The organism is Chromobacterium subtsugae, assembly GCF_001676875.1.
Lineage (GTDB): Bacteria > Pseudomonadota > Gammaproteobacteria > Burkholderiales > Chromobacteriaceae > Chromobacterium > Chromobacterium subtsugae.
Genome location: NZ_JYKA01000017.1, coordinates 53,729 through 80,108, shown reverse-complemented (window position 1 = coordinate 80,108; position 26,380 = coordinate 53,729). Strand labels below are relative to the sequence as shown.

Annotated in this window: 28 protein-coding genes and 2 tRNA genes; 15 read left to right on the top strand and 15 right to left on the bottom strand. The window is 61.0% G+C overall.

Annotation, left to right across the window (positions count from 1 at the left end):
* The first annotated feature begins 43 nt into the window (after positions 1–43).
* From MY55_RS17500 to MY55_RS17485, 4 genes are all read left to right on the top strand, one after another.
* On the top strand, positions 44–1,870 hold the full coding sequence (locus MY55_RS17500; protein ID WP_043575518.1) for a GGDEF domain-containing protein: 1,827 nt from the start codon (positions 44–46) through the stop codon (positions 1,868–1,870).
* A 394-nt stretch (positions 1,871–2,264) separates the two neighbouring features.
* Entirely contained in the window at positions 2,265–3,440 is a 1,176-nt protein-coding gene (locus MY55_RS17495) for an ABC transporter ATP-binding protein (protein WP_047238254.1), read from the top strand.
* A 61-nt stretch (positions 3,441–3,501) separates the two neighbouring features.
* Complete coding sequence (locus MY55_RS17490; protein ID WP_043575516.1) at positions 3,502–4,791, top strand: NAD(P)/FAD-dependent oxidoreductase; 1,290 nt, start codon at positions 3,502–3,504, stop codon at positions 4,789–4,791.
* 331 nt (positions 4,792–5,122) lie between these two features.
* Positions 5,123–5,443 (top strand): hypothetical protein, encoded by a 321-nt coding sequence (locus MY55_RS17485; RefSeq protein WP_065202811.1) that lies wholly within the window; start codon positions 5,123–5,125, stop codon positions 5,441–5,443.
* A 203-nt stretch (positions 5,444–5,646) separates the two neighbouring features.
* On the opposite strand, the gene MY55_RS17480 is transcribed toward MY55_RS17485, so the two are convergent.
* The 7 genes from MY55_RS17480 to tgt all read right to left on the bottom strand — a co-directional run bounded on the left by MY55_RS17480 (position 5,647) and on the right by tgt (position 13,812).
* Positions 5,647–6,588 carry an alpha/beta hydrolase gene (locus MY55_RS17480; RefSeq protein WP_047249031.1) on the bottom strand — a complete coding sequence of 314 codons (942 nt, stop codon included), beginning with the start codon at positions 6,586–6,588 and terminating at the stop codon, positions 5,647–5,649.
* 102 nt (positions 6,589–6,690) lie between these two features.
* Complete coding sequence (mutL, locus tag MY55_RS17475; protein WP_065202810.1) at positions 6,691–8,589, bottom strand: DNA mismatch repair endonuclease MutL; 1,899 nt, start codon at positions 8,587–8,589, stop codon at positions 6,691–6,693.
* Positions 8,590–8,659: 70 nt separating this feature from the next.
* Positions 8,660–9,304: a DedA family protein gene (locus tag MY55_RS17470; protein ID WP_047237153.1), complete on the bottom strand. Its 645-nt coding sequence runs from the start codon at positions 9,302–9,304 to the stop codon at positions 8,660–8,662.
* Between the two features lie 81 nt (positions 9,305–9,385).
* Complete coding sequence (secF, locus tag MY55_RS17465; RefSeq protein WP_043575510.1) at positions 9,386–10,321, bottom strand: protein translocase subunit SecF; 936 nt, start codon at positions 10,319–10,321, stop codon at positions 9,386–9,388.
* A 3-nt stretch (positions 10,322–10,324) separates the two neighbouring features.
* Positions 10,325–12,175 (bottom strand): protein translocase subunit SecD, encoded by a 1,851-nt coding sequence (gene secD, locus MY55_RS17460; protein WP_043575508.1) that lies wholly within the window; start codon positions 12,173–12,175, stop codon positions 10,325–10,327.
* Positions 12,176–12,241: 66 nt separating this feature from the next.
* Positions 12,242–12,565 carry a preprotein translocase subunit YajC gene (gene yajC / locus MY55_RS17455; RefSeq protein ID WP_043575507.1) on the bottom strand — a complete coding sequence of 108 codons (324 nt, stop codon included), beginning with the start codon at positions 12,563–12,565 and terminating at the stop codon, positions 12,242–12,244.
* 131 nt (positions 12,566–12,696) lie between these two features.
* On the bottom strand, positions 12,697–13,812 hold the full coding sequence (gene tgt, locus MY55_RS17450; protein WP_043575505.1) for a tRNA guanosine(34) transglycosylase Tgt: 1,116 nt from the start codon (positions 13,810–13,812) through the stop codon (positions 12,697–12,699).
* A gap of 124 nt (positions 13,813–13,936) precedes the next feature.
* Between tgt and MY55_RS17445 the strand changes: the two genes are divergently transcribed.
* The 10 genes from MY55_RS17445 to MY55_RS17400 all read left to right on the top strand — a co-directional run bounded on the left by MY55_RS17445 (position 13,937) and on the right by MY55_RS17400 (position 21,710).
* Positions 13,937–14,013: transfer RNA gene (locus MY55_RS17445), tRNA-Val, on the top strand.
* A gap of 191 nt (positions 14,014–14,204) precedes the next feature.
* Positions 14,205–16,106 (top strand): threonine--tRNA ligase, encoded by a 1,902-nt coding sequence (gene thrS, locus MY55_RS17440; protein WP_043575503.1) that lies wholly within the window; start codon positions 14,205–14,207, stop codon positions 16,104–16,106.
* 33 nt (positions 16,107–16,139) lie between these two features.
* Positions 16,140–16,667: a translation initiation factor IF-3 gene (gene infC / locus MY55_RS17435; RefSeq protein WP_080509618.1), complete on the top strand. Its 528-nt coding sequence runs from the start codon at positions 16,140–16,142 to the stop codon at positions 16,665–16,667.
* A 154-nt stretch (positions 16,668–16,821) separates the two neighbouring features.
* The gene (gene rpmI / locus MY55_RS17430) at positions 16,822–17,019 is read left to right on the top strand and encodes a 50S ribosomal protein L35 (RefSeq protein ID WP_011134904.1); all 198 of its coding nucleotides are present in this window, start codon (positions 16,822–16,824) and stop codon (positions 17,017–17,019) included.
* A 13-nt stretch (positions 17,020–17,032) separates the two neighbouring features.
* Positions 17,033–17,392, top strand: a complete 360-nt coding sequence (gene rplT / locus MY55_RS17425; RefSeq protein ID WP_043575501.1) for a 50S ribosomal protein L20 — start codon at positions 17,033–17,035, stop codon at positions 17,390–17,392.
* Positions 17,393–17,534: 142 nt separating this feature from the next.
* Complete coding sequence (locus MY55_RS17420; protein ID WP_065202809.1) at positions 17,535–18,521, top strand: phenylalanine--tRNA ligase subunit alpha; 987 nt, start codon at positions 17,535–17,537, stop codon at positions 18,519–18,521.
* Between the two features lie 18 nt (positions 18,522–18,539).
* Positions 18,540–20,897 (top strand): phenylalanine--tRNA ligase subunit beta, encoded by a 2,358-nt coding sequence (pheT, locus tag MY55_RS17415; protein WP_043575495.1) that lies wholly within the window; start codon positions 18,540–18,542, stop codon positions 20,895–20,897.
* A gap of 69 nt (positions 20,898–20,966) precedes the next feature.
* On the top strand, positions 20,967–21,269 hold the full coding sequence (locus tag MY55_RS17410; protein ID WP_011134908.1) for an integration host factor subunit alpha: 303 nt from the start codon (positions 20,967–20,969) through the stop codon (positions 21,267–21,269).
* Positions 21,238–21,603 carry a MerR family transcriptional regulator gene (locus tag MY55_RS17405; RefSeq protein WP_230623367.1) on the top strand — a complete coding sequence of 122 codons (366 nt, stop codon included), beginning with the start codon at positions 21,238–21,240 and terminating at the stop codon, positions 21,601–21,603. Before MY55_RS17410 ends, MY55_RS17405 begins: the two co-directional genes overlap by 32 nt.
* 30 nt (positions 21,604–21,633) lie before the next feature.
* A tRNA-Pro gene (locus MY55_RS17400) sits at positions 21,634–21,710 on the top strand.
* A gap of 97 nt (positions 21,711–21,807) precedes the next feature.
* Here the strand turns inward: MY55_RS17400 and MY55_RS22860 are convergent.
* From MY55_RS22860 to MY55_RS24480, 8 genes are all read right to left on the bottom strand, one after another.
* A complete protein-coding gene (locus MY55_RS22860) occupies positions 21,808–23,007 on the bottom strand; it encodes a tyrosine-type recombinase/integrase (protein WP_081284751.1) in 1,200 nt (399 codons plus the stop codon).
* 22 nt (positions 23,008–23,029) lie between these two features.
* A complete protein-coding gene (locus MY55_RS23810) occupies positions 23,030–23,269 on the bottom strand; it encodes a hypothetical protein (RefSeq protein ID WP_157889384.1) in 240 nt (79 codons plus the stop codon).
* A 133-nt stretch (positions 23,270–23,402) separates the two neighbouring features.
* Positions 23,403–23,762, bottom strand: a complete 360-nt coding sequence (locus tag MY55_RS23805) for a hypothetical protein (protein ID WP_157889383.1) — start codon at positions 23,760–23,762, stop codon at positions 23,403–23,405.
* 46 nt (positions 23,763–23,808) lie between these two features.
* The gene (locus tag MY55_RS17395) at positions 23,809–24,057 is read right to left on the bottom strand and encodes a hypothetical protein (RefSeq protein WP_157889382.1); all 249 of its coding nucleotides are present in this window, start codon (positions 24,055–24,057) and stop codon (positions 23,809–23,811) included.
* Between the two features lie 38 nt (positions 24,058–24,095).
* Positions 24,096–24,851, bottom strand: a complete 756-nt coding sequence (locus MY55_RS17390) for a P-loop NTPase family protein (RefSeq protein ID WP_065202807.1) — start codon at positions 24,849–24,851, stop codon at positions 24,096–24,098.
* 4 nt (positions 24,852–24,855) lie between these two features.
* On the bottom strand, positions 24,856–25,230 hold the full coding sequence (locus tag MY55_RS23800; protein ID WP_157889381.1) for a hypothetical protein: 375 nt from the start codon (positions 25,228–25,230) through the stop codon (positions 24,856–24,858).
* 112 nt (positions 25,231–25,342) lie between these two features.
* Entirely contained in the window at positions 25,343–25,522 is a 180-nt protein-coding gene (locus tag MY55_RS23795) for a hypothetical protein (RefSeq protein WP_157889380.1), read from the bottom strand.
* The gene (locus MY55_RS24480) at positions 25,519–25,650 is read right to left on the bottom strand and encodes a hypothetical protein (RefSeq protein ID WP_279625458.1); all 132 of its coding nucleotides are present in this window, start codon (positions 25,648–25,650) and stop codon (positions 25,519–25,521) included. Before MY55_RS24480 ends, MY55_RS23795 begins: the two co-directional genes overlap by 4 nt.
* Positions 25,651–26,104: 454 nt before the next feature.
* Here MY55_RS24480 and MY55_RS24665 point away from each other — a divergent pair, with 454 nt between their 5' ends.
* Positions 26,105–26,356 (top strand): zinc ribbon domain-containing protein, encoded by a 252-nt coding sequence (locus MY55_RS24665; RefSeq protein WP_425266118.1) that lies wholly within the window; start codon positions 26,105–26,107, stop codon positions 26,354–26,356.
* Positions 26,357–26,380 lie beyond the last annotated feature (24 nt).

Sequence of the window (26,380 nt, the reverse complement as noted above, 5' to 3'; positions counted from 1 at the left end):
AGATTATCTCGTTCGAACGAAATCAGGCTGTTTTCCCAAGATCATGCAAAGTTGCGTCGAGCCGCTCCTGTCCCCCGGGGCGGCGGGCTGGTGTCAGGAGCTGGAGGAAATCATAGGCAGGCGCAGGCTGCAGCCGGTATTCCAGCCTATCGTCGATCTGGACGCCGGCAGCATACTGGGCTACGAGGGCCTGATACGCGGCCCGTCCGACAGCGCGCTGCATTCGCCGATGATGTTGTTCGAGGCGGCGGAGCGCTGCCGGATGACGCTGCCGCTGGACCTGGCCTGCCTCAGGGCCTGCGCCGAGCGCTTCGCGGAACTGGCGCTGCCGGGCCTGCTGTTCGTCAACCTCCACCCGGAGACGTTGTTGCTGCAAGGGCAGCGACCGGCTTCCATCCTGGGATTTCTCGGCCAGATCGGCCTGGACAGCAAGCGCGTGATCCTGGAGTTGACCGAAACCCGGCCAAACGGCGGCTATCTGGCGCTGCGCGAAGTCACCGCCGCCTGCCGGCAGGGCGGCCTGCGCATCGCCTTGGACGACCTGGGCGAAGGCTTCTCCAATCTCAGGCTGTGGTCGGAGCTGCGGCCGGATTTCGTCAAGCTGGACAAGCATTTCGTGCAGAACATCCATCTGGACCCGCTGAAGGAGCAGTTCGTCCGCTCCATCGCCGACATCGCCCGCCAGTCCGGCGCGCTGCTGGTGGCGGAGGGGATAGAGTCGGCGGCGGAGCTGCGCACGCTGTGCCGGCTGGGCGTCCGCTACGGCCAGGGCTATCTGCTGGCCCGGCCCCAGGCCAATCCCGCCCACGCGTTGCCCTTGCCGGCGCACGCGCTGCCATGGGCCGGCAACCGCCGCCAGGGCCTGCGCAACCAGCCGCTGGCGCGCGACCTGCTGCTGGAGGTGGCGCCGCTGGAGGCGCGGGTGCCCAATGAAACCGCTTACCGCCGTTTCGCCGACCACCCCGACTGTTTCGCCATTCCGGTGGTGGAGGATGGCGTGCCGGTGGGGCTGCTGCGCCGGCACCACCTGCTGGAAAGCTTCGCCAAGCCGTTCAACCGCGAGCTGTACGGCAAGAAGCCCTGCCACCTGATGATGGACAAGCAGCCGTTGGTGGTGAGCGCCGACTTGAATGTGCATGAATTGTCCAGCCTGGTGGTGGCGGCCGAGCAGCGCTATCTGGTGGACGGCTTCATCATCACGGAAAACGGTCGCTACCTGGGCATGGGCACCGGCTTCGCGCTGATGCGCAAGATCACCGAGCTGCAGCTGTCGGCAGCCCGCTACGCCAACCCGCTGACCGGCCTGCCAGGCAATGTGCCGATCAACGAGGCCATCGACCGCCTGCTGGGCATGAAGACGCCGTTCGTCGCAGCCTACGCCGACCTGGATCATTTCAAGCCGTTTAATGATTTATACGGCTATGCCGCCGGCGACAGCCTGATCGAACTGGTGGCCCACCTGTTGCTGGAGCATGCCGACCCGGAACGCGATTTCGTCGGCCACGTCGGCGGCGACGATTTCGTGGTGCTGATGCAGGCGGACGACTGGGAGGCGCGCCTGCAATGCGTGCTGGAAGCGTTCGGCCGGCTGGCCGCGCCGCATTTTTCCGACCGCCACCGCGAGGCCGGCGGCTTCGAGGTGGCGGCGCGCAACGGAGAGACAGTGTTCCAGCCGCTGACGACGCTGTCCCTGGGCGTGGTGCGGGTGAAGCCGGGGCAGTTCGGCAGCCATCACGAGATCGGCGCGGTGACCGCCGAGGCCAAGAAGCAGGCGAAGAAAATCCCCGGCAACAGTCTGTTCGTCGAAAGACGCCAGCCCGCCGCGACGGTTGCCGGCTGCCGTTGCGGCCTGGCCGAGGGCGGCGGCTGAGGCGGGAAAACGACAGCGTTGTCAGACAATTACTACGGCAACTATCTCCGCCACTTGTCAAATTTATTAAACATGGCATAGGCTGTCCCCAAAAGCCGCCGCATCCGACGACGGCCGCGCTGTCCGCAGGACGGCAGATAAAGAGGAGACATCATGGCCCGTTCCATTCGTTTGCTCGCGCCGTCCCCGCCGCGCCTTCCCGCTCGCTTTTCGCTTAACTTCGTTGCATCTTTATCAGGCAGGGCTGGCCGTGCTTTGCCATGCTGGTAGCGCGTAGCCCGTCGCTGCCCGCCGCGGCATAGCCCGTTTCTTGCCCGGTTCCATTCATTCGCAGGCCGCGTGCCATCCATCGGCATCGCGCCTGCCCGGGGTTAGAGTTGGAGGGAGTCAGATCATGTCGGAAGCCATTGCGGCCACGAAACACGTAGCAGCCATTCCCGCCGTCGGAGCCGTTTCCGGCGTCAGCGGCAACGAGGAGGCCCCGTATCTGAAGATTGCCGGGGTGGTGAAGAAATTCGGCGAACACCTGGCGGTGGATCACATCGACCTAGATATCCGCAAAAAGGAAATCTTCGCCCTGCTGGGCAGCTCGGGCTGCGGCAAGTCCACGCTGCTGCGCATGCTGGCGGGGATGGAGACGCCAAGCGCCGGCCGCATCATTCTTGACGGCCAGGACATGCATGGCCTGCAGCCCTACCAGCGCCCGGTCAACATGATGTTCCAGAACTACGCGCTGTTTCCGCACATGACGGTGGAAGAGAACGTGGCCTTCGGCCTGAAGCAGGACAAGGTGCCGAGGGACGAAATCGCCGAGCGGGTGGCGAAAATGCTGGACCTGGTGCAGATGCGCAAGTTCGCCGGCCGCAAGCCGCATCAGCTGTCCGGCGGCCAGCAGCAGCGGGTGGCGCTGGCGCGCAGTCTGGTGAAGCGGCCCAAGCTGTTGCTGCTGGATGAGCCCCTGGGCGCGCTGGACAAGAAGCTCAGGCAGCAGACCCAGCTGGAGCTGGTCAACACCATCGAGGCGGTCGGCGTCACCTGCATCATGGTGACCCACGATCAGGAAGAAGCGATGACGATGGCCAGCCGCATCGGCATCATGAGCGAGGGCAAACTGCTGCAGGTGGGCACCCCGACCGAGATCTACGAATACCCGAATTGCCGCTTCACCGCCGAATTCATCGGCGAGACCAATATGCTGGAGGGCGCGGTGGCGGTGGACGAGCCGGACTTGGTGGAGATCCATTCGCAGGAGCTGGGCGGCGTGATCCGCATCGAGCACGGCATCACAGGCCCCAAGGGCATGCACGTGTGGGCCAGCGTGCGGCCGGAGGACGTTCGGCTGGACAAGCAGCCCTTGCCGCCCGGCCCCAACCGCGCCGCCGGCACGGTGCAGGATATCGCCTACCTGGGCAGTTATTCCATCTATCACGTGAAACTGGCGGGCGGCAAGGTCGTCAAATCCATCGTGCCGTCGTCGCGCTGGTGCGACGCCAATGAAACGCCGCCCACCTGGGGAGACCCGGTGCATGTCAGCTGGCGCTCCGACGCGCCGGTGGTGCTGACCCAGTAACACGCCTGCCTGTCCGGCCCCGGCTTGCCGGGGCCTATCCGCAATCGACATCGAGGAATCCATGCTGCGCTTCGCTCATCAGCCGCATCCGCCATCCTATTACGCCGCCACCGCCCACGCCTGGGATCCGCAGCCGCCGCTGCGCGGCGAGGCCAGCTGCGACGTATGCGTGGTGGGCGGCGGGCTGGCCGGCCTGTCGGCGGCGCTGAACCTGCGCGAGAAGGGTTTCTCGGTGATTCTGCTGGAGGGCTCGCAGGTCGGCTTCGGCGCCTCCGGCCGCAACGGCGGCCAGGTGATCGCCGGCTATGCCGGCGATATCGACGGCATCCGCCGCCAGCTGGGCGACGAGGCGGCGCGGGCGCTGTGGGACATGTCGGTGGAGGCGGTGGAGATCATCGACGAGCGCGTGCGGCGCCACGCCATCGCCTGCGACTGGCAGCGCGGCTACGTCAACGTGGCGGTGAAGCCCCGCCATCTGCGGGAATTGGAAGACTGGCAGCGCGAGGCCGAGCAGCGCTACGGCTATGGCGGCCAGCAGCTGTGGGACCGCGCCGCGCTGCGCGGCAAACTGGCCAGCGAACGCTACCAGGGAGGGCTGTTCGACCCGCGCTCCGGCCATCTGCACCCGCTCAACTATACGCTGGGCCTGGCCCGCGCGGCGCTGGGGGCCGGCGTGGCCATCCATGAGCAGACGCCGGCACTGCGCATCGAGCAGGGCGACGCGCCCAAGGTATTCACCGAGCACGGCGTGGTCCGCTGCCGCCAACTGGTGCTGGCCTGTAATTCCTACATCGGCGCGCTGGCGCCGCAGCTGGAGCGGCGCATCATGCCGGCCGGCACCTATGTGATCGCCACCGAGCCGCTGGGCGAGGCGAGGGCGCGCGCGCTGATCGCCGACAATATGGCGGTGTGCGACACCAATTTCGTGCTCGACTACTACCGGCTGTCGGCCGACCACCGCTTGCTGTTCGGCGGCAAGGTCAGCTATTCCGGCCATGAGCCGCGCGACTTGGCCGGCGCCATGCGCGCCGACATGCTGCGCGTGTTCCCGCAGCTGGCGGACGCGCGCATCGATTACGCCTGGGGCGGCTTCTGCGACATCACCGCCAACCGCGCGCCGGACTTCGGCCGCTTGTCGGGCAACGTCTATTACCTGCAGGGTTTCTCCGGCCACGGCGTCAACATCACCGGCCTGGCCGGCAAGGTGGTGGCGGAGGCCATCGCCGGCACCTCGTCGCGGCTGGACCTGTTCGGCAAGATCCGCCACCGCGACTTTCCCGGCGGCAAGTTGTTGCGCACCCCGGCGCTGGTGTTAGGGATGGCTTACTACCGGATGCGGGATTATCTGTAGACAGCGCCGGCGTAGGCGTTATGTCTGAAGCCCGGGCATGCGAGAGTGTGCTCGGGCTATTTACTTACTGCTTGTTTGCTGGAACATAATTGCTGGTTTATTTGCGGTATTGTGCTGATTTTTAAGAGTTGAATTTTTAGGGGTGTAGGTCGAGCTGGGCTTGATAGGCCCGACGTTTATCGCGATGTATGGCGATTAGTATTTATGGGGGGCCTGGGTTTTCTCGGTAAACGTTGGGCTTCATTTTATTCAGCCCAACCTACGGCCCTTGGGTTCGTCATATCTACGATTTACGCGTTGGCCAAAGCAAGCTGTGGATACAGATGGCCGCATGGTGTTTGAATGCGATTCAGGTCGCGGTCGTATTGATATAGAGAAGAGCTGGTTGAGCCTTGATGACAAGGGGCGACATTATTTGCTGGAATGGGCAGAGATTCATGATATTGATTTCTGCTATGGATCCAGAGCGAGCAAGCCGAGATTGATCATCGAATTGAAAAAGGCAGCAACGCCTAAGCTTCAGCCGCCGGAGGCTAGGCAAATAGAAATTTTGGCGATGGGTTGCAAGGTCGATGCGCAATATATTTGCCAAGTCCTGAGGGCCTTTCTTGTTGAGCATGGACAAACGCAACGGGCTGACAAGGCCGTTTGACTCTGCGCATCTTGGGGTGATCTGGGACGCGGCAGCTGTGAAGCCTGATGTTTGCCACAGCAGTGTTCCTGCAGCAGGCAAAATGAATCATGTCCAATCGTGAGCCAGACTGTATCGCTGGCCAGGCCCACTGTGCGATGACGCATGTAGGCGCAGAAGTCTATGCGCGTCGGCAGAACGCCCGGCAAGGCCGGGCTTCTTCCCTACAGGGCCTGTTTCAGAAAGCGAATGACCGATGGCGCCAGCGTTGGCGACAACGGCTGCGGCGTTGCGCCGTAGGAGGCTTGATGCTGCGGATCGTCGTCGCGCAGCAGGTGATTCATGCCGGGGATGTTTTGCAGCAGGCTGTCCGGCTTGGCCGCGTGCAGCGTTTCGCCTTCCGCCTTCGGCACCTGATGGTCGGCGCCGCCCTGCACGATCAGCGTCGGCGCTTTCAGCGCGCGGATGGCCTCGGTGGGAGTGTAGCGGAACCACGAAATCAGATAGGGCTGGATGCTGGGGCGGTACACCACCAGCAGCGGGCCTGGAACGTTGTCGGCTTCGCGGCCCTGCCGCAGCGCTTGCAGAATCCGCTCGCTCTGCTTGGCCAGATCTTCCGGCAGCCGCGGCGCCAGCTGGGCTCGCAGGAAATCGGCCGCGTTGCGCGCCGGGCCGTCCAGCGAAACGAACGCGGCGGCGTTCTGCTTCTGCGCGGCCAGCATGCCGATCAGCGAGCCTTCGCTGTGGCCGATCACCGCGACCTTGGAGAAGCGCGGGTCGGTTTTCAGCTTGGCGATCCAGCCGGCCGCGTCGTCCACATAGTCGTCGAAATGCAGCGCCGCCTCGTCCAGGCCGGCGGCGCGGCTTTCGCCTATGGCGCGTTTGTCGTAGCGTACCGAAGCGATGCCGGCGTCGGCCAAGGCCTGAGCCAGCTGTTTCAGATAGCCGCCGCTGCCATAGGGCAGGCCGGGATTGTCGCCGTCGCGGTTGGTCGGGCCGGAGCCGGCGATGATCAGCGCGACCGGCGCTTTGCCGGGGGGCTCCGGCAACAGCAGCGAGCCGGCGATGCGGCCACTGGCGGTATCCAGCGCGATGGGCAACTCGTTCGCGGCCAGGGCGGGCCTCGCCAGCGCGGCAAGCAGAACGGCGTAAGGGAGTAGACGCATGATGGGCTCCTGCAGGGAAACATCCATCATATGGCGCGGGGTATTGCTACGTCATGAAGCGTCGCCGCCGCAGACGCCGGCCGTGGCTGCGGCGCGACAATCTTACTGCCCGCGCATGAACAGCTTGTCCAGGTCGCGCATGGTCAGCCGGCTCCAGGTGGGGCGGCCGTGGTTGCACTGGCCGGAGCGCTCGGTGGCTTCCATGTCGCGCAGCAGCGCGTTCATTTCCGGCAGGGTCAGCTGGCGGTTGGCGCGCACCGCGCCGTGGCAGGCCATGGTGGCCAACAGCTCGTTGCGGCGTTCGGTCAGCACTTGGGTCAGGCCGAACTCGCGCACGTCCTTCAGCACCGCTCGCGCCAAGTCCACCGGATCGCCATCCTTCAGCCACACCGGCACGCCGCGCACGGCGATCTGCGTCGGCGACAGCGGCGCCAGCTCCACGCCCAGCCGTTTCATCTCTTCGCCGTGCTCGTGGGCGGTGGCCACTTCCATGCGGTCGGCGGCGAACGATACCGGCAGCAGCAGCGGCTGCTGCGGGATGGCGTCCGATTCCAGCGCGGTTTTCAGCCGTTCGTAGACGATGCGCTCATGGGCGGCGTGCATGTCCACCAGAATCAGCCCTTCGGCGCATTGGCTGAGGATGTAGACGCCGTGCAGCTGGGCCAGCGCGAAGCCCAGCGGCGGGATGCCGTTTTCGTCGTGCGCCGGCATCGCCAGCATCGCCGGGTGCGGCAGCGGCGCGGCGGGGGAGGGCATGGCCGGCTCGGCGCGCGACAGCGCCCGTTCTTCCTCGCGCAGGCCGCCGAACATCTTGTCGTAGACGCCTACGGCCTCGCGCGCGACGTTCAGCGGGATGGACTGCTGTTGATGATACTGGAAAGCTTGCGGCGCCGGCGCGCCGGACGAGGCCGGCCGGGGCGCGGGGCTGGCGAACAGCGGGGCCGACTCGCCGCGCGGCAGCTGCGGCGCGGCCGGTTCCGCGCCTTCCACCTGCACCGTCGGAGCGGCGCCGGCGCTGGTGCCGGCCAATGCCTTGTGCACGCTGTGGAACAGGAATTGGTGCACGGCTTGCGATTCGCGGAAGCGCACTTCGATCTTGGTCGGGTGCACGTTGACGTCCACGCCGGACGGCTCAAGCGTGAAGAACAGCGCGTAGGCCGGGTGGCGGTCGTGGTGCAGCACGTCGCGGTAGGCTTGGCGCAGCGCGTGCTGCGCGGTCTTGTCGCGGACGAAGCGGCCGTTGACGTAGAAGTACTGGGCGTCGCGGCTGGCCTTGGAGTAAGTGGGCGAGGCGACGAAGCCGGTCAGCGCCAGCGGGCCGGCCTGGCTGTCCAGTGGAATGGCGGCGGCGACGAAGTCCTTGCCCAGCAGCGCGGCCACGCGGTCCTCGGCGCTTTGCGACGGCAGCCGCCACGCTACCTTGCCGTTGTGGCGCAGCAGGAATTCGACATGCGGATGCGCCAGCGCGATGCGCTCGAAAGTGGCCACGCAGTGCGCGTACTCGGTGTTTTCGCTTTTGAGGAATTTGCGCCGCGCCGGGGTGTTGAAATACAGGTCCACCACTTCCACGCTGGTGCCGTGCGGATGTGCGGCCGGCTCCACCGGGTGCAGCGTGCCGTCTATCGCGATGATCTGGTGCGCGTGATCGGCGTCTTGCGGCCGGCTCACCAGCGTCAGCCGGGACACCGACGCCACGCTGGCCAGCCCCTCGCCGCGGAAGCCCAGCGTGCCCACCGATTCCAGGTCGTCCAGCGAGGCGATCTTGCTGGTGGCGTGGCGATCCAGCGCCAGCGGCAGATCATCCGCCGCGATGCCGGCGCCGTTGTCGGTGACGCGGATCAGCTTGATGCCGCCCTGGGCCAGATCCACGCTGATCCGCGTCGAGCCGGCGTCCAGGCTGTTTTCCAGCATTTCCTTCAGCGCGGAGGCGGGGCGTTCCACCACTTCGCCGGCGGCGATCTGGTTGACGAGGTGGTCGGGCAGGCGTTGGATGCGTTTCATGGGCGGCGTTGTGGCGTGGTATCAAAGCGAAAGGCCGCCCTTGGGGCGGCCTGGTCGATTTTACTACGGATTACGACCTGGCGGCCGCGCGCTTGTGGCGCGCGAATTCGATGATGGCCGGCAGGAAGGAGACGAAGATGATGCCCAGCACCAGCAGTTCCAGGTTCTTGCGCACGAAGGGCAGATTGCCGAAGAAGTAGCCGGCGTAGACGAAGCTGGCCACCCAGATCACCGCGCCGGCCACGTTGTAGATGGTGAACTGGCGGTAGCCCATCGCGCCGATGCCGGCGACGAAGGGGGCGAAGGTGCGCAGGATGGGCGCGAAGCGGGTGAAGATGATGGTCTTGCCGCCGTGGCGCGCGAAGAAGGCGTGGGTCTTGTCCAGGTAGTCCTGCTTGATCAGGCGCGGGTAGCGCTGCAGCAGCGCTTTGCCCAGGTAGCGGCCTATGGTGTAGTTGGCGGTGTTGCCCAGCACGCCGGCGACGATCAGCGTGGCGGTCAGCGCGTGCACGTCCATCTTGCCCATCGCGGCCAAGGCGCCGGCGACGAACAGCAGCGAGTCGCCGGGCAGGAAGGGCGTCACCACCAGGCCGGTTTCGCAGAAGATGATCAGGAACAGGATGGCGTAGATCCACGGGCCGTAGTCGGCCACCAGTTGCGCCAGGTGGGTGTCGATGTGCAGGATGAAATCGATCAGGAATGTCAGAACTTCCATGAGGGTTCCAGTGCGTATTGCGGGGTGGGCGGGACAAAAAACTGGCCGGACAAGGCCGGCCAGTCGTTCAGTGGGCGGAGGTCAGACTACCGCTTCCTCTTTTGGTTTCACCGGCTTGATCATGTGCTCGCGCGTCACGCCCAGCCACAGCGCGATCGGGCTGGCCACCAGCACCGACGAGTAGATGCCGAACAGGATGCCGATGGTCAGCGCCATCGCGAAGCCGTGCAGCGCCGGGCCGCCGAAGACCAGCATCGACACCACCATCATCTCGGTGGAGAAGTGGGTGATGATGGTGCGGCTCATCGTCGAGGTGATGGCGTTGTCGATGACTGAGGCCACCGCCTGGCCGCGCATGCCAGGCTTGCGGAAGTTTTCGCGGATCCGGTCGAACACCACCACCGACTCGTTCACCGAGTAGCCCAGTACCGCCAGGATGCCGGCCAGCACGGTCAGCGAGAATTCCCAGCGGAAGAAGGCGAAGCAGCCGAGGATGATCACCACGTCGTGCATGTTGGCGATGATGGCCGCCACCGCGAAGCGCCATTCGAAGCGCAGCGCCAGGTAGGCCATGATGCCCAGGCACACCAGGATGACGGCGGTCAGGCCGCTGGACACCAGTTCGGCGCCGACGCTGGGGCCGACGAAGTCCACCTTGCGCAGCTGCACGCTGCTGTCGGCGGCCTTGAGCTGGCCCATCACCTTGTCGGACAGTTGGGCCGAGCTGGTGCCCGGCTTGTTCGGCAGGCGGATCATCACGTCGCGGCTGCTGCCCAGGTTCTGCACGGTGGCTTCGCCCAGCTTCAACTGGTCGACGGTGTCGCGGATCTTGTCCAGGTCGGCCGATTGCTGGTATTGCACTTCCAGCACGGTGCCGCCGGTGAATTCCACGCTGAAATTCAGGCCGCGGGCGGCCAGGAAGAATACCGCCACGATGAAGGTCACCAGCGAGATCGCCGTGGTGAGCCTGCCGTAGCTCATGAACGGGATGTCCCGTTTGATGCGGAAAAGCTCCATGATTTAGCCCTTGTTTTCCGGTTTCCACACCTGGCCGATGGCCAGCGAGGTCAGTTTGCGGCGACGGCCGTACCACAGGTTGACCAGACCGCGCGAAACCAGCACCGCCGAGAACATCGAGGTCAGGATGCCGAGGCAGTGCACGATGGCGAAGCCGCGCACCGGACCGGTGCCGAAGATCATCAGCGCCAGGCCGGCGATCAGCGTGGTGACGTTGGAGTCCAGGATGGTGGCCCAGGCGTGGCCGTAGCCGGCCTGGATCGCCGAGTGCGGCGGCACGCCGTTGCGCAGCTCCTCGCGGATGCGCTCGTTGATCAGCACGTTGGCGTCAATCGCCATGCCCAGCGCCAACGCGATGGCGGCGATGCCGGGCAAGGTCAGCGTGGCCTGCAGCGCGGACAGGATGGCCACCAGCAGGAACACGTTGATCGCCAGCGACAGGCCGGAGAACACGCCGAACAGGCCGTAGTACAGCACCATGAAGGCGACGATGGCGGCGAAGCCCCACAGCGTGGCGTGGAAGCCCTTCTCGATGTTTTCCTGGCCCAGGCTCGGGCCGATGGTGCGTTCCTCGATGATGTTCATCGGGGCGGCCAGGGAGCCGGCGCGCAGCAGCAGCGCGGTGTCGTTGGCTTCGGCGGCGTTCATGCTGCCGGAGATTTCCACGCGGCCGCCGCCGATTTCCTGGCGGATCACCGGCGCGGTCACCACTTCCTTGCGGCCCTTTTCCACCAGCACCATCGCCATGCGCTTGCCGACGTTCTCGGCGGTGAGCTGGCGGAAGATGGCGGCACCGGCGCTGTCTAGCGTGATGCTGACGGCGGGCGCGCCGAACTGGTCGAAGCTGGGGTTGGCGTCGTTGATGTTGTCGCCGGTCAGCTCCACGTCGTTCTTCAGCAGGATCTTGCTGTGGCCGCGCGAGCTGACGTCGTCCAGCAGTTCGTAGCCAGAGGGAACGTTGCCGTTGACGGCGTCGCTCAGCTTGCCTTGGTCGTCTTCCACCATGCGCACCTGCAGCGTGGCGGTGCGGCCGATGATGTCCTTGGCGCGGGCGGTGTCCTGGATGCCGGGCAGCTGCACCACGATGCGGTTGGGGCCCGCCTGCTGGATGATGGGTTCGGTGGTGCCCAGCTCGTTGACGCGATTATGCAGCGTCATGATGTTCTGCTTGACCGCGTCGCTCTGGATCTTGGTGATTTCTTCCGGCTTCAGCGTCAGCAGCAGGCGGTTGCTGGCGTCGTCGGTTTGCACCGCCAGGGTCGGCAGCGTGCGGTAGGCCACGTCCTGCGCCGATTTCAGCGTGTCGCCGTCGCGCAGCTGCACTTCCAGCGTATTGCCGTTGCGCTTGATGGCGCCGTAGCGCACCTGCTTGTTCTTCAGCTCGCGGCGCAGATCGCCTGCGTAGCGTTCCATGGTCTTGTCGGTGGCGGCCTTCATGTCGACTTCCAGCAGGAAGTGGACGCCGCCGCGCAGGTCAAGGCCCAGGAACATCGGGTTGGCGTGCAGCGCGGTCAGCCAGGCGGGGGAGGCCGGCAGCAGGTTCAGCGCGATGATGTAGTTGTCGCCCAGCGCGTGCTGGATGGCGTCGCGCGCCTTCAACTGGGTGTCGGTGTCCTTGAAGCGCACTTTCAGGCTGTTGGCGGCGTCGAGGAAGACGCCGTCAGGACTGATGTTCTGCGCTTTCAGCGCCTCTTCCACCCGCGCCATCACTGCGGTGTCCACCGGGACGGACTGGCGCGAACTGGAGACCTGCACGGCGGGGGTTTCGCCGTAGAAGTTGGGCAGCGTGTAGATCGCCGACAGGATCAGCGCCACCACGATGACGAGGTATTTCCAGAGAGGGTAGCGGTTCATGTTCTAGTTCTGGGGAGGGAAATGAACAGGCCGCCGCGGACGATGTCCGGGGCGGCCGGGGCTTGCTTACAGGGACTTCATCGTGCCTTTTTCCAGCTTGGCGCTGACGGCGCCGCGCTGCACGGTGATTTCCACGCCGTTGGCGATTTCCAGGGTCAGGTACTGCTCGCTGGTTTTCGCCACGCGGCCGACGATGCCGCCCTGGGTGACGACTTCATCGCCCTTCTGGATTTCCGACAGCATCTTCTGGGTTTCCTTCATGCGCTTCTGCTGCGGGCGCACCATCAGGAACCAGAACAGCACGAAAATCACGATCATGGGCAGGAAGCCCATCAGGTCGAAACCGGCGGGGCTGCCGCTGCCGGCGGCGAAGGCGGGGGAGATGAACATCAGGATGACTCCTAGTTGTTATGGCTGCTGATTCAAACAGGGCATTGTAGCCATGCTCCATGGCTTTTCCAACCATGGAGCGCGGCAGCGGCGTGGGACCGTTTCCGGCGCCGCCTGGTTCCCTGCTTTAATTAATTGACGCCGCGCGCGCGGTTGGCGGCGAACTCCAGGCGGAAGTCCTCGAAGCGGTCGTCTTCGATGGACTTGCGCACCTGGCGCATCAGTTCCTGGTAGTAGAACAGATTGTGGATGGTGTTCAGGCGCGCGCCCAAAATCTCACCGACGCGGTGCAGGTGGTGCAGGTAGGCGCGGCTGAAGTTCTTGCAGGTGTAGCACTCGCAAGCCTCGTCCAGCGGGCGCTTGTCGTCCTTGTAGCGCGCGTTCTTGATCTTGACGTCGCCCCATTGGGTGAAGATCCAGCCGTTGCGCGCGTTGCGGGTCGGCATCACGCAGTCGAACATGTCGACGCCGTTGGCCACGCCGTGCACCAGGTCTTCCGGCGTGCCCACGCCCATCAGGTAGTGCGGCTTGTCGGCCGGCAGCATGTCCTTCAGTTCAGTCAGCATTCGGTACATTTCAGGCTTGGGCTCGCCCACCGACAGGCCGCCAATGGCGATGCCGTCGAAGCCAACCTGCAGCAGGCCTTCCAGCGACTCCTGGCGCAGGTCGGTGTACAGATTGCCCTGCACGATGCCGAACAGCGCGTTCGGGTTTTTCAGGTCGTCGAAGGCGCGGCGCGAGCGCTCGGCCCAGCGCAGGCTCATCTGCAGCGATTTCTGCGCGGTGGCGTGGTCCACCTGGCCGGGCGTGCATTCGTCCAGCTGCATCACGATGTCCGAATTGAGCACGGTCTGGATTTTCATCGAGATTTCCGGGCTCAGGAACAGCTTGTCGCCGTTGATCGGGCTCTGGAAGGTGCAGCCTTCCTCGGTCAGCTTGCGCATGTCGGACAGGCTGAACACCTGGAAGCCGCCGGAGTCGGTGAGGATGGGGCGGTCCCAGCCTATGAATTCGTGCAGGCCGCCGAATTGCTCGACGATCTCAAGCCCGGGGCGCAGCCACAGGTGGAAAGTGTTGCCCAGGATGATCTCGGCGCCGATATCCTTGAGCTCGACCGGGCTCATCGCCTTGACCGAGCCATAAGTGCCCACCGGCTGGAAAACCGGGGTTTCCACGGTGCCGTGGTTCAGTTCCAGCGTACCGCGCCGCGCGCCGCCGGAGGTCTTGTGTACGGTAAACTTCAGCATTCTGGATATGTTTTTTTAGCAAAATCAGTCCGCTAGTATACAGGAAGCGCGGCATGTGCGGCGCATCTGGAAAATTGTTCTTGCCAAGAGAGGCGCCTTTCTTTATTATTCATCACTCGACGACAGGCACGTAGCTCAGTTGGTTAGAGCACCACCTTGACATGGTGGGGGTCGTTGGTTCGAATCCAATCGTGCCTACCAAATTCAATGCATGGAGTTGCCAAGTGAATTTCTTGCGAACTACCACCACCCGACATACTCACCAAAGCTGAGCCTTGCGGGTTGTACCATGCGAAAAAGAAGTGCGGCTCAGGCCGCACTTTTTTTTACCCTTTTTTCTGAATTCGTTTTAGATTCGATCACACAAAATACTCGCCCTCGTTGGAGTTGATATGCCAGACATTCGCTTGCCGGACGGCTCTATCCGTTCTTTCGACAAACCGGTAACGGTCCATGAAGTGGCCGCCTCCATCGGCGCCGGCCTCGCGCGCGCCGCGCTGGCGGGCCGCGTGGACGGCAAGCTGGTGGATACCAGCTTCCAGATCGACGGCGACGCCGATCTGGCCATCATCACCGACAAGGACGCCGACGGCCTGTCCGTCATCCGCCACTCCACCGCTCACTTGCTGGCTTACGCTGTCAAGGAGCTGTTCCCGGAGGCGCAGGTGACCATCGGGCCGGAGATCGAAAACGGCTTCTACTACGACTTCGCCTACAAGCGTCCGTTCACGCCGGAAGACCTGGTCGCCATCGAAAAGAAGATGGCCGAACTGGCCAAGAAGGACATTCCGGTGGAGCGTTACGAGCTGCCGCGCGACGAGGCCATCGCCTACTTCAAGTCGATCGGCGAGGCGTACAAGGCCGAGATCATCGAATCGATCCCGCAGGGCGAAGTGCTGTCGCTGTACCGCGAGGGCGAATTCACCGACCTGTGCCGCGGCCCGCACGTGCCGTCCACCGGCAAGCTGAAGGTGTTCAAGCTGATGAAGGTGGCCGGCGCCTACTGGCGCGGCGACAGCAAGAACGAGATGCTGCAGCGCGTCTACGGCACCGCCTGGGCCAAGAAGGAAGATCTGGAAGCCTACCTCTATATGCTGGAAGAGGCGGAAAAGCGCGACCACCGCAAGCTGGGCGTGCAGCTGGACCTGTTCCACCTGCAGGACGAAGCGCCGGGCATGGTGTTCTGGCATCCGAAAGGCTGGCAGCTGTGGCAGAGCGTCGAGCAATACATGCGCGACAAGCTGAACCGCGAAGGCTATAAGGAAATCCGCACCCCGATGATGATGGACGCCCATCTGTGGGAGCGTTCCGGCCACGCCGCCAACTACCGCGAGAACATGTTCATCACCGAATCGGAAAAGCGCGACTATGCGGTCAAGCCGATGAACTGCCCGGGCCACGTTCAGGTATTCAACAGCGGCCTGCGCTCTTATCGCGACCTGCCGCTGCGCTACGCCGAATTCGGTTCCTGCCACCGCAACGAGCCGTCTGGCGCGCTGCATGGCATCATGCGCGTGCGCGGCTTCGTGCAGGATGATGGCCACATTTTCTGTACCGAAGACCAGATCAACCAGGAGGCCAAGGACTTCCACCGCCTGGTGATGGAAGTGTACGACCGCTTCGGCTTCGACAAGGTGTCGATCAAGCTGGCGCTGCGTCCGGAAAAGCGCATCGGCGAAGAGTCCACCTGGGACAAGGCCGAGGAAGGCATGCGCGAGGCGCTGCGCGCCTGCGGCGTCGAGTGGGAAGAGCTGCCGGGCGAGGGCGCTTTCTACGGTCCCAAGATCGAATACCACATCAAGGACGCGCTGGGCCGCTCCTGGCAGTGCGGCACCCTGCAGCTGGACTTCATGCTGCCGGAGCGCCTGGATGCCGAATATGTGGCCGACGACAACAGTCGCAAACGCCCGGTGATGCTGCACCGCGCGGCGCTGGGCTCGCTGGAGCGCTTCCTCGGCATTCTGATCGAAAACCACGCCGGCGCCTTCCCCTTGTGGCTGGCTCCGGTGCAGCTGGTGGTGATGAATATCACCGAAGCGCAGGCCGATTATGCTGTTGAAGTGGCCAAATCTCTTGAGAAACAAGGCTTCCGTGTTGCGCTTGACTTGAGAAACGAGAAGATCGGCTATAAAATTCGCGAACACAGCCTGCAGAAGTTGCCGTATCAGATCGTGATCGGCGACAAGGAAAAGGCAGGCGGTCTGGTTGCCGTGCGCGCCCGGGGCGAAGATCTGGGCCAGCTCACGCTGGATGCGTTCATCGCGCGCCTCAAGGCTGAGATGCCTGAGGCCTGATCCAGCGGCGGCATACTCATCATTTATTAGGAGATTTCAGCTATAGCTCAGGAACGCGAAGCACGGATCAACGGCGAGATTACCGCTCGTGAGATTCGTCTGGTAGGTAAGGAAGGTGAGCAGATTGGCATCGTCAGTCTGCGTGAAGCAATGGCTCTGGCCGAAGAGGGTGATGTGGACCTGGTGGAGATTTCCCCGACCGCTCAGCCTCCGGTGTGCAAGCTGATGGACTACGGCAAGTACAAGTACGAAATGTCCAAGAAGCGCCACGAAGCCAAGCAGAAGCAGAAACAAGTTCAGATCAAGGAAATCAAGTTCCGTCCGGGCACCGACGATGGCGATTACAACGTCAAGTTGCGCAACCTGGTTCGTTTCCTGACTGAAGGCGACAAGGCCAAGGTCACTCTGCGCTTCCGCGGTCGTGAGATGGCGCACCAGGATATCGGCCTCGCGCTGCTCAAGCGCGTGGAAGCCGATCTGGCGGAAGTGGGCACGGTGGAGCAGTTCCCGCGCCTGGAAGGCCGCCAGATGGTGATGATGATTGCACCGAAGAAGAAATAATCGGTATAATCGTTTTTCCGACACGGCAGACTCAGCTCTGCCGTGTCGGTTTTGTAGGTCGGCAACGATCTGCTCAAAAGCGTGACGCAGTGGTTTCAAGAGCTTTCGGGCCACCCTGTGTCTAATCTAAACAAAATTCAGCAGGAGCATTTCCATGCCGAAAATGAAGACCAAGTCGAGCGCGAAAAAGCGTCTCAAAGTACTGGGTGGCGGTGGTTTCAAGCGTGCACACGCCTTCAAGCGTCACATCCTGACCAAGAAGACCACCAAGAACAAACGCCAGCTGCGCGGCACCTCCATGGTGGACGCGACCAACGTGGCGTCTGTTCGCGCAATGATGCCCTACGCTTAAGGAGACCTGAAATATGCCACGCGTAAAACGCGGTGTAACCGCACGTGCTCGTCACAAGAAAATCCTCGCACTGGCGAAAGGCTATCGCGGCCGCCGGAAGAACGTCTATCGCATCGCCAAACAGGCGGTGATGAAGGCGGGCCAATACGCCTACCGCGACCGTCGTCAGAAAAAGCGTCAGTTCCGTCAACTGTGGATCGCTCGTATCAACGCAGCTGCCCGTGAAAACGGCCTGCCGTACAGCAAGTTCATGAACGGTCTGAAGAAAGCCGGCATCGAAATCGACCGCAAGGTCCTGGCCGATCTGGCCGTGTTCGAAAAGGCCGCTTTTGCGCAGATCGTCGAAAAGGCGAAAGCAAGCCTCGCTGCTTAATCGTCTGGACGGATCTAAAGGGAGGCTTCTGCCTCCCTTTTTTTTGCCATCGGCGCCCTGGCGCCGCAAGAACGCTGATTAGACCGGGTGCGGCAAGCGCCTGCTGTGGTCAGCCTTCTTTTCGCATACGGTGTGGAACACGATGAACAACGTCGACGCGATTCTCCAAGCCGGCCAGGCGGCAGTCGCCGCCGCGGCCGATCTGATAGAGCTCGAGCAGGTCAAGGCGCGCTACCTTGGCAAGAGCGGCGAGCTGACCGAACTCCTCAAGCAACTGGGCAAGCTGGCGCCGGAAGAGCGCAAGGCCGCCGGCGCCACCATCAATCTGGCCAAGCAGGCTTTTGAAACCGCGCACAACGACAAGCGCGATCAGCTCAACGCCGCCAAGCTGGAAGCCCAGCTGGCCGCCGAGGTGCTGGACGTGACGCTGCCGGGCCGCGGCCTGGTCGGCGGCGGCCTGCACCCGGTGGCGCTGACGCTGGAGCGCATCGCCGGCCTGTTCCGCACCATGGGTTTCGAAGTGGCCGACGGCCCGGAAATCGAAAGCGATTTCTACAACTTCCAGGCGCTGAACATTCCGGAAAACCATCCGGCGCGCGCGATGCAGGACACGTTCTACGTTGAAAACGGCGACGTGCTGCGCACCCATACCAGCCCGATCCAGGCGCGCTTCATGGAAAGCCATCGCCCGCCGATCAAGATCGTCGCGCCGGGCCGCGTCTACCGCGTGGATTCCGATGCGACCCACTCGCCGATGTTCCACCAGATGGAAGGCCTGTGGGTGGATGAGGGCGTGTCCTTCGCCGACCTGAAAGCGGTGGTCACCGACTTCCTGCGCCGTTTCTTCGAGCGCGACGATCTGCAAGTGCGTTTCCGTCCGTCTTTTTTCCCGTTCACTGAAACTTCGGCCGAAATCGACGTGCTCGACGAGCAGGGCCGCTGGCTGGAAGTGGGCGGTTGCGGCATGGTGCACCCGAATGTGTTGCGTATCGCCAACATCGATCCGGAAACCTACACCGGCTTCGCCTTCGGCATCGGCCTGGATCGTTTCGCCATGCTGCGCTACGGCGTCAACGACCTGCGCCTGTTCTTCGAGAACGATCTCAACTTCCTGAAGCAATTCAACTGATCGCGCACGGAGCCGACTATGCAATTTTCCGAACAATGGCTGAGAAGCTGGGTCAATCCGGCGCTGACCACCGATGAACTGTCCCACCTGCTGACGATGGCGGGTCTGGAAGTGGAAGAAACGCAAGCCGCCGCGCCGGCGTTCTCCGGCGTGGTGATCGCCGAGGTGAAAGAGTGCGTCAAGCACGAAAACGCCGACCGCCTGCGCGTGACCAAGGTTGACGTCGGCAGCGGCGAGCTGGTGCAGATCGTCTGCGGCGCGCCCAATGTCGCCGTCGGCGTGCGCATTCCCTGCGCGCTGCCGGGCGCGGTGCTGCCGGGCGACTTCAAGATCAAGCCGACCAAGATGCGCGGCGTGGAATCGGGCGGCATGCTGTGCTCCGGCAAGGAGCTGGGCGTGCCGGATGATGTGGACGGCCTGATGCTGCTGCCGGACGACGCGCCGATCGGCCAGAACATCCGCGAGTACCTGGGCCTGGACGACCAGCTGTTCACGCTGAAGATCACCCCCAACCGCGCCGACAGCTTGTCGATCCGCGGCATCGCCCGCGAAGTGGCGGCGCTGACCGGCGCCGAGCTGCGCCCGGTGGCGATCGAGGCGGTGAAGCCGTCCATCGATGACGTGCGTCCGGTGAAGATCGAGGCGCGCGAGGCCTGCGGCCGCTACCTGGGCCGCGTGGTCAGGGGCGTCAACGCCGCCGCGGCGACGCCGGCCTGGATGCGCCAGCGCCTGGAGCGTTCCGGCCTGCGTTCGATCTCCGCCATCGTGGACATCACCAACTACATCCTGCTGGAGCAGGGCCAGCCCATGCACGCTTTCGACCTGGCCAAGGTCGAGGGCGGCATCGCCGTGCGCATGGCGCGCGCGGGCGAAAGCCTGCTGTGCCTGAATGAGAAGACTGTCGAGCTGAAGCCGCATCATCTGGTGATCGCCGACGACGCCAAGGTATTGGCGATGGGCGGTTTCATGGGCGGCGAGCACAGCGGCGTCACCGCCGCGAGCCAGGACATTTTCCTGGAGTCGGCGTTCTTTGCGCCGGCCGCCATCGCCGGCCGCGCGCGCGAGCTGGGCTTCGGCTCCGATTCGTCCTACCGCTACGAGCGCGGCGTGGACTTTCAGCTGCAGCGCGAGGCGATCGAATGCGCCACCCGCCTGGTGCTGGACATCTGCGGCGGCGCCGCCGGCCCGGTGGTGGAAGAGGTTGCCGAGCTGCCGCAGCGCCAAGAGGTGAAGCTGCGTGTCGCCCGCGTGGCCAAAGTGCTGGGCGTGGCGCTGAGCGCCGAGCAGATCGCCGACATCCTGTCGCGCCTGAGCCTACCGCACACGCTGGAAAACGACGTGTTCACCGTGCAGGCGCCATCGTTCCGCTTCGACATCGAGATCGAGGAAGACCTGATTGAGGAAGTGGCTCGCGTTTACGGCTACAACAGCATCCCGTCCGACGCGCCGCGCTCCGGCATGAGCATGCTCAAGCAGCCGGAAGAGCAGCGCCCGGTAGACCAGCTGCGCCACTTGTTGGCGGCGCGCGACTACCAGGAAGTGGTCAGCTACGCCTTTGTCGACGAGCGCTGGGAGCGGGATTTCGCCGGCAACGACAAGGCCATTCGTCTGCAGAATCCGATCGCCAGCCAGATGAGCGTGATGCGCTCGACGCTGATCGGCGGCCTGGTGGACACCTTGGCCGGCAATATCAATCGCAAGCATCCGCGCGTGCGCTTGTTTGAGGTGGCGCGAGTGTTCCTGCGCGGCGAGCAGGGCTTCGAGCAGCCGGAAAAAGTGGCGGGCCTGGCCTGGGGGCCGCGCCTGGCCGAGCAGTGGGCGGCCAAGGCCGAGCGCGTCGATTTCTTCGATGTGAAGGCCGATGTCGAGGCGCTGCTGCATCCGCTCAAGGCGGAATACCGCAAGGCGGCCCATCCGGCCTTCCATCCCGGCCGCTGCGCCGAGGTGCTGGTGGATGGCAAGCTGGCCGGCGTGATCGGCGAGCTGCACCCGCAATGGGTGCAGGCTTACGATCTGCCGAGCGCGCCGGTGCTGTTCGAGCTGGATCTGGCTTGCGCCATCGCCCGCGACCGCATCAAGGCCAAGCCGGTGAGCAAGTTCCAGCCAGTGCGCCGCGATTTGGCGCTGGTGGTGGACGAGCAGGTGACTGTGGCGCAGCTGATGGCAGCCTTCGCGCCGAAACGCGCGCAAATTGTCACCGATATCGCCTTGTTCGATGTGTATCGTGGCAAAGGCGTGGCGGAAGGCAAGAAGAGTCTGGCCTTTAGCGTGCTGATGCAGGACAATAGCCGCACTCTGACCGACGAGGATGTGGAGCCTGCGCTGCAGGCGCTGCTGGATGCCGTGTCGGGACTGGGCGCGCAGCTGCGCGTTTGATTATGAAGTGAGCGGGGAGCCATTGATGGCTGCCCGCCGTTTGCTGCTTAGAAGTTTGAGGGGAATGTCATGACTTTGACGAAGGCTGAACTGGCCGATTTGCTGTTTGACCAGGTAGGTCTGAACAAACGCGAAGCCAAGGACATGGTCGAGTCGTTTTTCGAAGAGATCCGGCTGGCTCTGGAGTCGGGAGATTCGGTGAAATTGTCCGGTTTCGGCAATTTCCAACTGCGCGACAAGCCGCAGCGTCCGGGACGCAACCCCAAGACTGGGGAAGAGATTCCCATCACCGCGCGTCGTGTGGTAACGTTCCACGCAAGCCAGAAACTCAAGGGAATGGTTGAGCAATACCATGCTAACAAGCAAGGCTGATCTGCCGTCAATTCCATCCAAGCGTTACTTCACCATCAGCGAAGTCGGCGAGCTGACCGGTGTGAAGCCGCATGTATTGAGATATTGGGAGCAGGAATTTTCCCAGCTGCGTCAGGTGAAGCGGCGCGGCAATCGCCGTTATTACCAGCATCATGAGGTTTTGCTGGTAAGGCGCATCCGCGCCTTGCTTTACGACGACGGTTTCACCATACAGGGCGCGCGCCAGCGCTTGGGCATGGGGGAAGTTTCCGAGCGTCCGATCACGGCGCAGGAAGTGCGCGCCGAATTGGAATCCATCCTGAATTGGCTGGATTCGGGTATTGGCAAGCCATAATAAATCGGTTAGAATACGTTTCTCTTGAGTCGGGGTGTAGCGCAGCCTGGTAGCGCACCTGCATGGGGTGCAGGGGGTCGGAAGTTCGAATCTTCTCACCCCGACCAAACTAAATCTTTAGTTATCAAGAAATTAGCTCTGCTTCGGCAGGGCTTTTTTATTGCCCCCGTTCTGATAATGTGGGGATTTTGTGGGGTTGTGGCATCAGGCGGTTTTCCTTCTTAGCATGGTGGGGGAGACAAGCTGTCGTTGATTTGTTTCTCTTACCCTTTCTGCCATTGCGATCAGGTGCCCGATTTCGGGGGCAGAGTAGTGCGTCGTAACGCTCTTGCTCTGGTGGCCTAGTAAGACTTGTCTATCTTCAAATGGTACGCCTGCGACCCTTAGCCGGTGTCCGAAAGTGTGTTTCAGATCATGTACCCGGATCGCAGCAAAGCCGGGATTCGCTTTTCGCCAATATTGCTTGGTGAACTCTTCTGCGGCTCTTTTCCGTGCTTTTCTCCAAGCGTGTCCGTTCATCCTCTCGATGTTATCATTTTCTCCTGGTTGTTTATTTTCGTGGAATGGGAATACGTATATAGGGTGCGCTCCTCTCATTGAATCGATGATCCCTTTCGCAACTGTATTAAGCACGACAAGTCGATCTGTTCCATTTTTTACACCTGATTTTTCAGTTCTGCCGCCAAATGATGCGGGGATAAGAAATACACTGGTTTTTAGCTCTGGTATAAATATTTCCCATTCCCATCTTAAATGGCAGACTTCTTTTTCACGACATCCGGTATTTACTTTGAATAATGCCATTCGTGCCAAGTGATTAGGAAGTTGTGGCATCAAAAGACGTTGCTCTTCCCAGCTCATGGGGTATGGATCGCGCTTTTCTTTTTTTTCATCTAGCTTTGATATTGATGGTGCAGTCTCCAGCCAAGTCATACCAAATTCGTCACGCCATTTTTTTGAGGCTAGATTCAATATTCGAATTACTAGTTCAATTGCGATATTGATTGTTCTGTTTTTAACACCTTTTCCATTTTGAAATTTTAATCTCCCATTCTTTCTGTCATTCTTAAATTTTTCCAAAGTCCCATCATGTATTTTGTCTAATGTTAAGTCGCCAATGTAAGGGTCAAGGAATTTTAAGTGCATGGCAACATCTCCTATGCTAGGCATGTCTTGATTGTCTAATAAATACTTGGCTGCAGCTTGCCTCCAATGTCGTTTAGGCCGTACCCCATATATTGTAGCTTGGCGAATTTGATCTAGTTTATGTATTAAAAACTTCTCCGCCTCTTCCCGGTCGTCAGTGCCAGTGCTTTCTCGAAGTCGTCCATACCCTTTGATCTGTTTATCAATGTGCCAGATATTATTTCGCAGAGTAAGTCCGGAGATTGTTTTTCTTGCCATGATCTTTTGTCTTGTTTGATTTTTATTTGATTTTGTTGATGACTGGTAATGTTATCTGTGCTGTGGTTTTCCCCGTTAATTTTTTCCTTTTTAAATCATCTATCCATGAGTCAAGATCTATTCTGTCGTAATGGAAAATTTCGACAGGGCTGTTTTTGCTTCTAGGCTCAAAAATGGGAATTTTTGGAACATGAGGCATGACTATTTTACGGAATGTTTTGTCACACATTCCAACGTATGCGGCAGCATCTACTTGTTTCATTAATCTCGGTGTAATTGTGATTCTGCTTGTCATTTTACTGTCAGCTATTCTAAACTCTTGATTTCCGCGATGCAGGTGAGTAGGCGCTTGTTGAATAGTGCTGTGAAAGTAGCCCGCGATGGCGGGCTGTTCGTCACATTGAGTTTGAAACGTTGCGAGAAATGCTGAGCATAGTGTCACAAATGACTAGCACGGCCCATGGCTCACTGTGGATATAAATATCTCCTGTTGTTGCTGAGTAATTCATTGGAAGGTTTCGTTTTGTGGCTAATGCCTTTGCCACATCAGGACGAACCCCCCTTGTTATGGCGGTTATTCGAACATGTGGGCCGGCATTTGTCTGTAGATGTGCATCCATATGTTCGATATTGGTATGAGGTTGGCCTTGAATTTCAAGAAGTAGCTCTTTTATCAAGGCGAAATGCCGTAGAATTTCAGGTATTGACTTTTCCAGATTTCGTGCTTGCTGCAGAATGTCGTCTTGAATTTTCATTAAATGTATTCCGAATGATAAGTGCAGCTAATCGATGACTATCGCTCTATTTCTTCCAGTACATAGAGGTCTTCCCATTCCTGCTATGCTGGCGCTGTACGTGCAATGCACCAATGGCCATCAACTTGGCGATATCACGTCTTGTCTGGTCGGCATGCTCGTTTGTGGTTTGTGCGTGCAGCTGGGGAAAGGTATATCTCTGGCGCGAATCCATGGCGTCAAAAAGCATCAGCTGCCTTTGAGTCATTTTGACGCGTAGTGGATTGGTGAAGCCGCAGGCCAACAATTGCGACATCATTCCCTGCAGCGGGAGGATGCTATGAGATCGGGCCATCATGCGGCCAGTTCTTCCGGCAGTCCTTGCGTCAGGATTGGCTTAATCTGCTGCAGATAGTCAGCCCATATCATTTGCAGCCGGTGCTTGGGCATGATTCCCCATTCCGGGCTTGTTAGAGCTTCGGCAAAGGTCTGGCCTTTGATGCTCAGTTCTGCGATATCGCGGCCGGCCAGATCGGCATTCGGGCGGTGCAGCGTGACAATGCCGGCGATGCGCTCACGGTTTTCGTGATAGACGCTGGAGTCCCGGAATCTGCGGCCGTTTCGTTCTACCGGACCAAAATGTTCGTTTTCCCAAACGATAATAGGGGCTGACGTGCTGTCTAGTAGTGCCGTTAGCCCGTCTATGGTGTCGTCCATCGCCTGGCCGCCGACAAGTACGGTATGAATAAATACGCGGCGGCCTGCCGCATTAAGTACGTCAATAGCGCCTGTTTCTGCGAGGTAGCCCGTAGCGGGAATGAATGATGTGGCGCCGTTGTCGATGACTGCGGGGCCGTCATGCTCAAGTAACCACTCAACCATGGTGTCAAACTGGCGGCTGTTGATTTGGTTATCCTGGTTCAGGATATCCAGCCCTCGCGCTTGCAAGGCAGGGAAATGCATCAGGGTTTTGTTGACGGGATCGGTATCGACTCCCAGCGGACGAATGCCAAAAATGGCCCAAATAGCTTGGGCGAGAAGGCTTGTGATGTGCGACTTGCCTACGCCGCCCTTGCCTTGAAGCGTGATGTGAGTGTCGTTGTATGTCATGGGTTCACCATTTTGTTTTTCCGTCTCTGAATTTCCCGTAGTCAAAGCGACCTGATCGGATTGACTGAGGCGTGGTCTTGGCGGCCGGCGTGGCTGTGATGGGCATATTGGCCGCATTGGCCGGGGTGTTTTGGGTTGCTTGGGCATGGGGTGCTTTCTTGCCTTCCTCGCGGCGGCGTTCACGATAGAGCGCGTTCCGGAATTCAACGTGGCTCATGTGCAGGCCATCGGCCGCCAGTGCCTCGATGATTTGGGCGTGCCTGACTCCGCGTTCTATTGCCGCATTGATTTGTGGCAGGAGGTTGCGGAATCGTGCCGCTTTGCTCTCGCCTGTTCCTGCTAGAGCCGCAAGCAACTGGTTGGCGTCTGGTTTGCTCATGGGGGCTAACGAATGGCTCACATCCCGCTAACGGGGGCGCTCACAACGCGCTAACAAATCGCTAACGGATGGTGATGCGTGCTAACGGAAGTGAGCGTAAAAAAACGGCTGGTTAATCCCAGCCGTTGGCGGTGTCGGCGCGCAGGTAGATCCGTTCTGCGCGGTCGTTGATTCGTTGTTTTGTGCGGTTCTTGCGGGTGGCTATTTCTGTCGGTAGGCCCGGAGGAGCCAAGACGCGCAACAACTGTTCGCGTCGATGCATCTGCCGCACGATGTAATGGCGTAGGCTCATTCCATTTCGTCAATCGCTTGCGATAGCTCTGCAATGGCTTCATTGAGCCAAGAGAGCGAGGAATCCAGATTGTCGGCCATGGCTTCCAGCGATTGGCCGTGAGCGGATCGCAATTGGTTTTCCGGCATGTCGCTGATGGCCTTGAGGGCCTCGTTGAGTTTGGCTTGCAGCTGCTGTTGCAGCGGCTCAAGCCTTTGCTTGAAAGCTTCTAGTGATGACTTGTCCTAGTGGTGCATTTTTAGTTCTCCTTGGGTGTATCCGGTAATGTCCTGCATGCAGGGCATTACCAATTACAGGCTTGCCCGCGATGGCGGATCAGAGTTCGCGGATGCTGTTGATCATGCTGGCCACCACGGTGCAAGCCAGGAATTACCGCGTCGAAATGAGAGCGGTGTCTTTGCGTTTTGTTAAAGAGCGGTGAGTCAACGGAATGAACTTTAGTAAAACACTAAAGCTATGTCAATAGTGAAACACTAAATTTTTAGTGCGAGACGAAACATCTGCTAGTGAGACGTGGTGGGGAGGGAGCTATCAGAATGGCAATGTGCTAGGATTAGCAGTTTTTTCGTAGAGGTAAGATGTATGGAACTATTTGTTCTTATTGCGGGTTTTGTGTTGGCATATCTGGCTGCTAAGAACCGTGGCCGTTCAGCGTGGTGGTGGCTGCTGGGGTGGGTGGGTGTTGTGTTTGTATTGGTATTGCCATCGCTCAAGACAGACCCGGAAGCGCCGCATCCTGACACTCATGTTCGCTGCCCTGAGTGTCGTGAGCTGGTGAGGATGGATGCTAGGAAGTGCAAGCATTGCGGAAATGGTTTGAGGCCAATGCAATAATTTTGAAGTTAAGTGCATCAGACA

What these genes read in the sequence shown, in the direction of transcription:
- tgt (WP_043575505.1), bottom strand. Translation starts at nt 13,812, where the DNA reads ATGCTGAAGTTTACCGTACACAAGACCTCCGGCGGCGCGCGGCGCGGT.
- MY55_RS17490 (WP_043575516.1), top strand. Translation starts at nt 3,502, where the DNA reads ATGCTGCGCTTCGCTCATCAGCCGCATCCGCCATCCTATTACGCCGCC.
- MY55_RS23800 (WP_157889381.1), bottom strand. Translation starts at nt 25,230, where the DNA reads ATGAGCAAACCAGACGCCAACCAGTTGCTTGCGGCTCTAGCAGGAACA.
- MY55_RS17395 (WP_157889382.1), bottom strand. Translation starts at nt 24,057, where the DNA reads ATGTCGCAATTGTTGGCCTGCGGCTTCACCAATCCACTACGCGTCAAA.
- MY55_RS22860 (WP_081284751.1), bottom strand. Translation starts at nt 23,007, where the DNA reads ATGGCAAGAAAAACAATCTCCGGACTTACTCTGCGAAATAATATCTGG.
- MY55_RS23795 (WP_157889380.1), bottom strand. Translation starts at nt 25,522, where the DNA reads ATGAGCCTACGCCATTACATCGTGCGGCAGATGCATCGACGCGAACAG.
- MY55_RS17485 (WP_065202811.1), top strand. Translation starts at nt 5,123, where the DNA reads ATGGTGTTTGAATGCGATTCAGGTCGCGGTCGTATTGATATAGAGAAG.
- mutL (WP_065202810.1), bottom strand. Translation starts at nt 8,589, where the DNA reads ATGAAACGCATCCAACGCCTGCCCGACCACCTCGTCAACCAGATCGCC.
- MY55_RS17480 (WP_047249031.1), bottom strand. Translation starts at nt 6,588, where the DNA reads ATGCGTCTACTCCCTTACGCCGTTCTGCTTGCCGCGCTGGCGAGGCCC.
- MY55_RS17495 (WP_047238254.1), top strand. Translation starts at nt 2,265, where the DNA reads ATGTCGGAAGCCATTGCGGCCACGAAACACGTAGCAGCCATTCCCGCC.
- pheT (WP_043575495.1), top strand. Translation starts at nt 18,540, where the DNA reads ATGCAATTTTCCGAACAATGGCTGAGAAGCTGGGTCAATCCGGCGCTG.
- MY55_RS24665 (WP_425266118.1), top strand. Translation starts at nt 26,105, where the DNA reads ATGGAACTATTTGTTCTTATTGCGGGTTTTGTGTTGGCATATCTGGCT.
- MY55_RS17420 (WP_065202809.1), top strand. Translation starts at nt 17,535, where the DNA reads ATGAACAACGTCGACGCGATTCTCCAAGCCGGCCAGGCGGCAGTCGCC.
- thrS (WP_043575503.1), top strand. Translation starts at nt 14,205, where the DNA reads ATGCCAGACATTCGCTTGCCGGACGGCTCTATCCGTTCTTTCGACAAA.
- MY55_RS17390 (WP_065202807.1), bottom strand. Translation starts at nt 24,851, where the DNA reads ATGACATACAACGACACTCACATCACGCTTCAAGGCAAGGGCGGCGTA.
- MY55_RS17410 (WP_011134908.1), top strand. Translation starts at nt 20,967, where the DNA reads ATGACTTTGACGAAGGCTGAACTGGCCGATTTGCTGTTTGACCAGGTA.
- MY55_RS17470 (WP_047237153.1), bottom strand. Translation starts at nt 9,304, where the DNA reads ATGGAAGTTCTGACATTCCTGATCGATTTCATCCTGCACATCGACACC.
- rplT (WP_043575501.1), top strand. Translation starts at nt 17,033, where the DNA reads ATGCCACGCGTAAAACGCGGTGTAACCGCACGTGCTCGTCACAAGAAA.
- secD (WP_043575508.1), bottom strand. Translation starts at nt 12,175, where the DNA reads ATGAACCGCTACCCTCTCTGGAAATACCTCGTCATCGTGGTGGCGCTG.
- MY55_RS24480 (WP_279625458.1), bottom strand. Translation starts at nt 25,650, where the DNA reads ATGCCGGAAAACCAATTGCGATCCGCTCACGGCCAATCGCTGGAAGCC.
- MY55_RS17500 (WP_043575518.1), top strand. Translation starts at nt 44, where the DNA reads ATGCAAAGTTGCGTCGAGCCGCTCCTGTCCCCCGGGGCGGCGGGCTGG.
- secF (WP_043575510.1), bottom strand. Translation starts at nt 10,321, where the DNA reads ATGGAGCTTTTCCGCATCAAACGGGACATCCCGTTCATGAGCTACGGC.
- yajC (WP_043575507.1), bottom strand. Translation starts at nt 12,565, where the DNA reads ATGTTCATCTCCCCCGCCTTCGCCGCCGGCAGCGGCAGCCCCGCCGGT.
- rpmI (WP_011134904.1), top strand. Translation starts at nt 16,822, where the DNA reads ATGCCGAAAATGAAGACCAAGTCGAGCGCGAAAAAGCGTCTCAAAGTA.
- MY55_RS23805 (WP_157889383.1), bottom strand. Translation starts at nt 23,762, where the DNA reads ATGAAAATTCAAGACGACATTCTGCAGCAAGCACGAAATCTGGAAAAG.
- MY55_RS23810 (WP_157889384.1), bottom strand. Translation starts at nt 23,269, where the DNA reads ATGAAACAAGTAGATGCTGCCGCATACGTTGGAATGTGTGACAAAACA.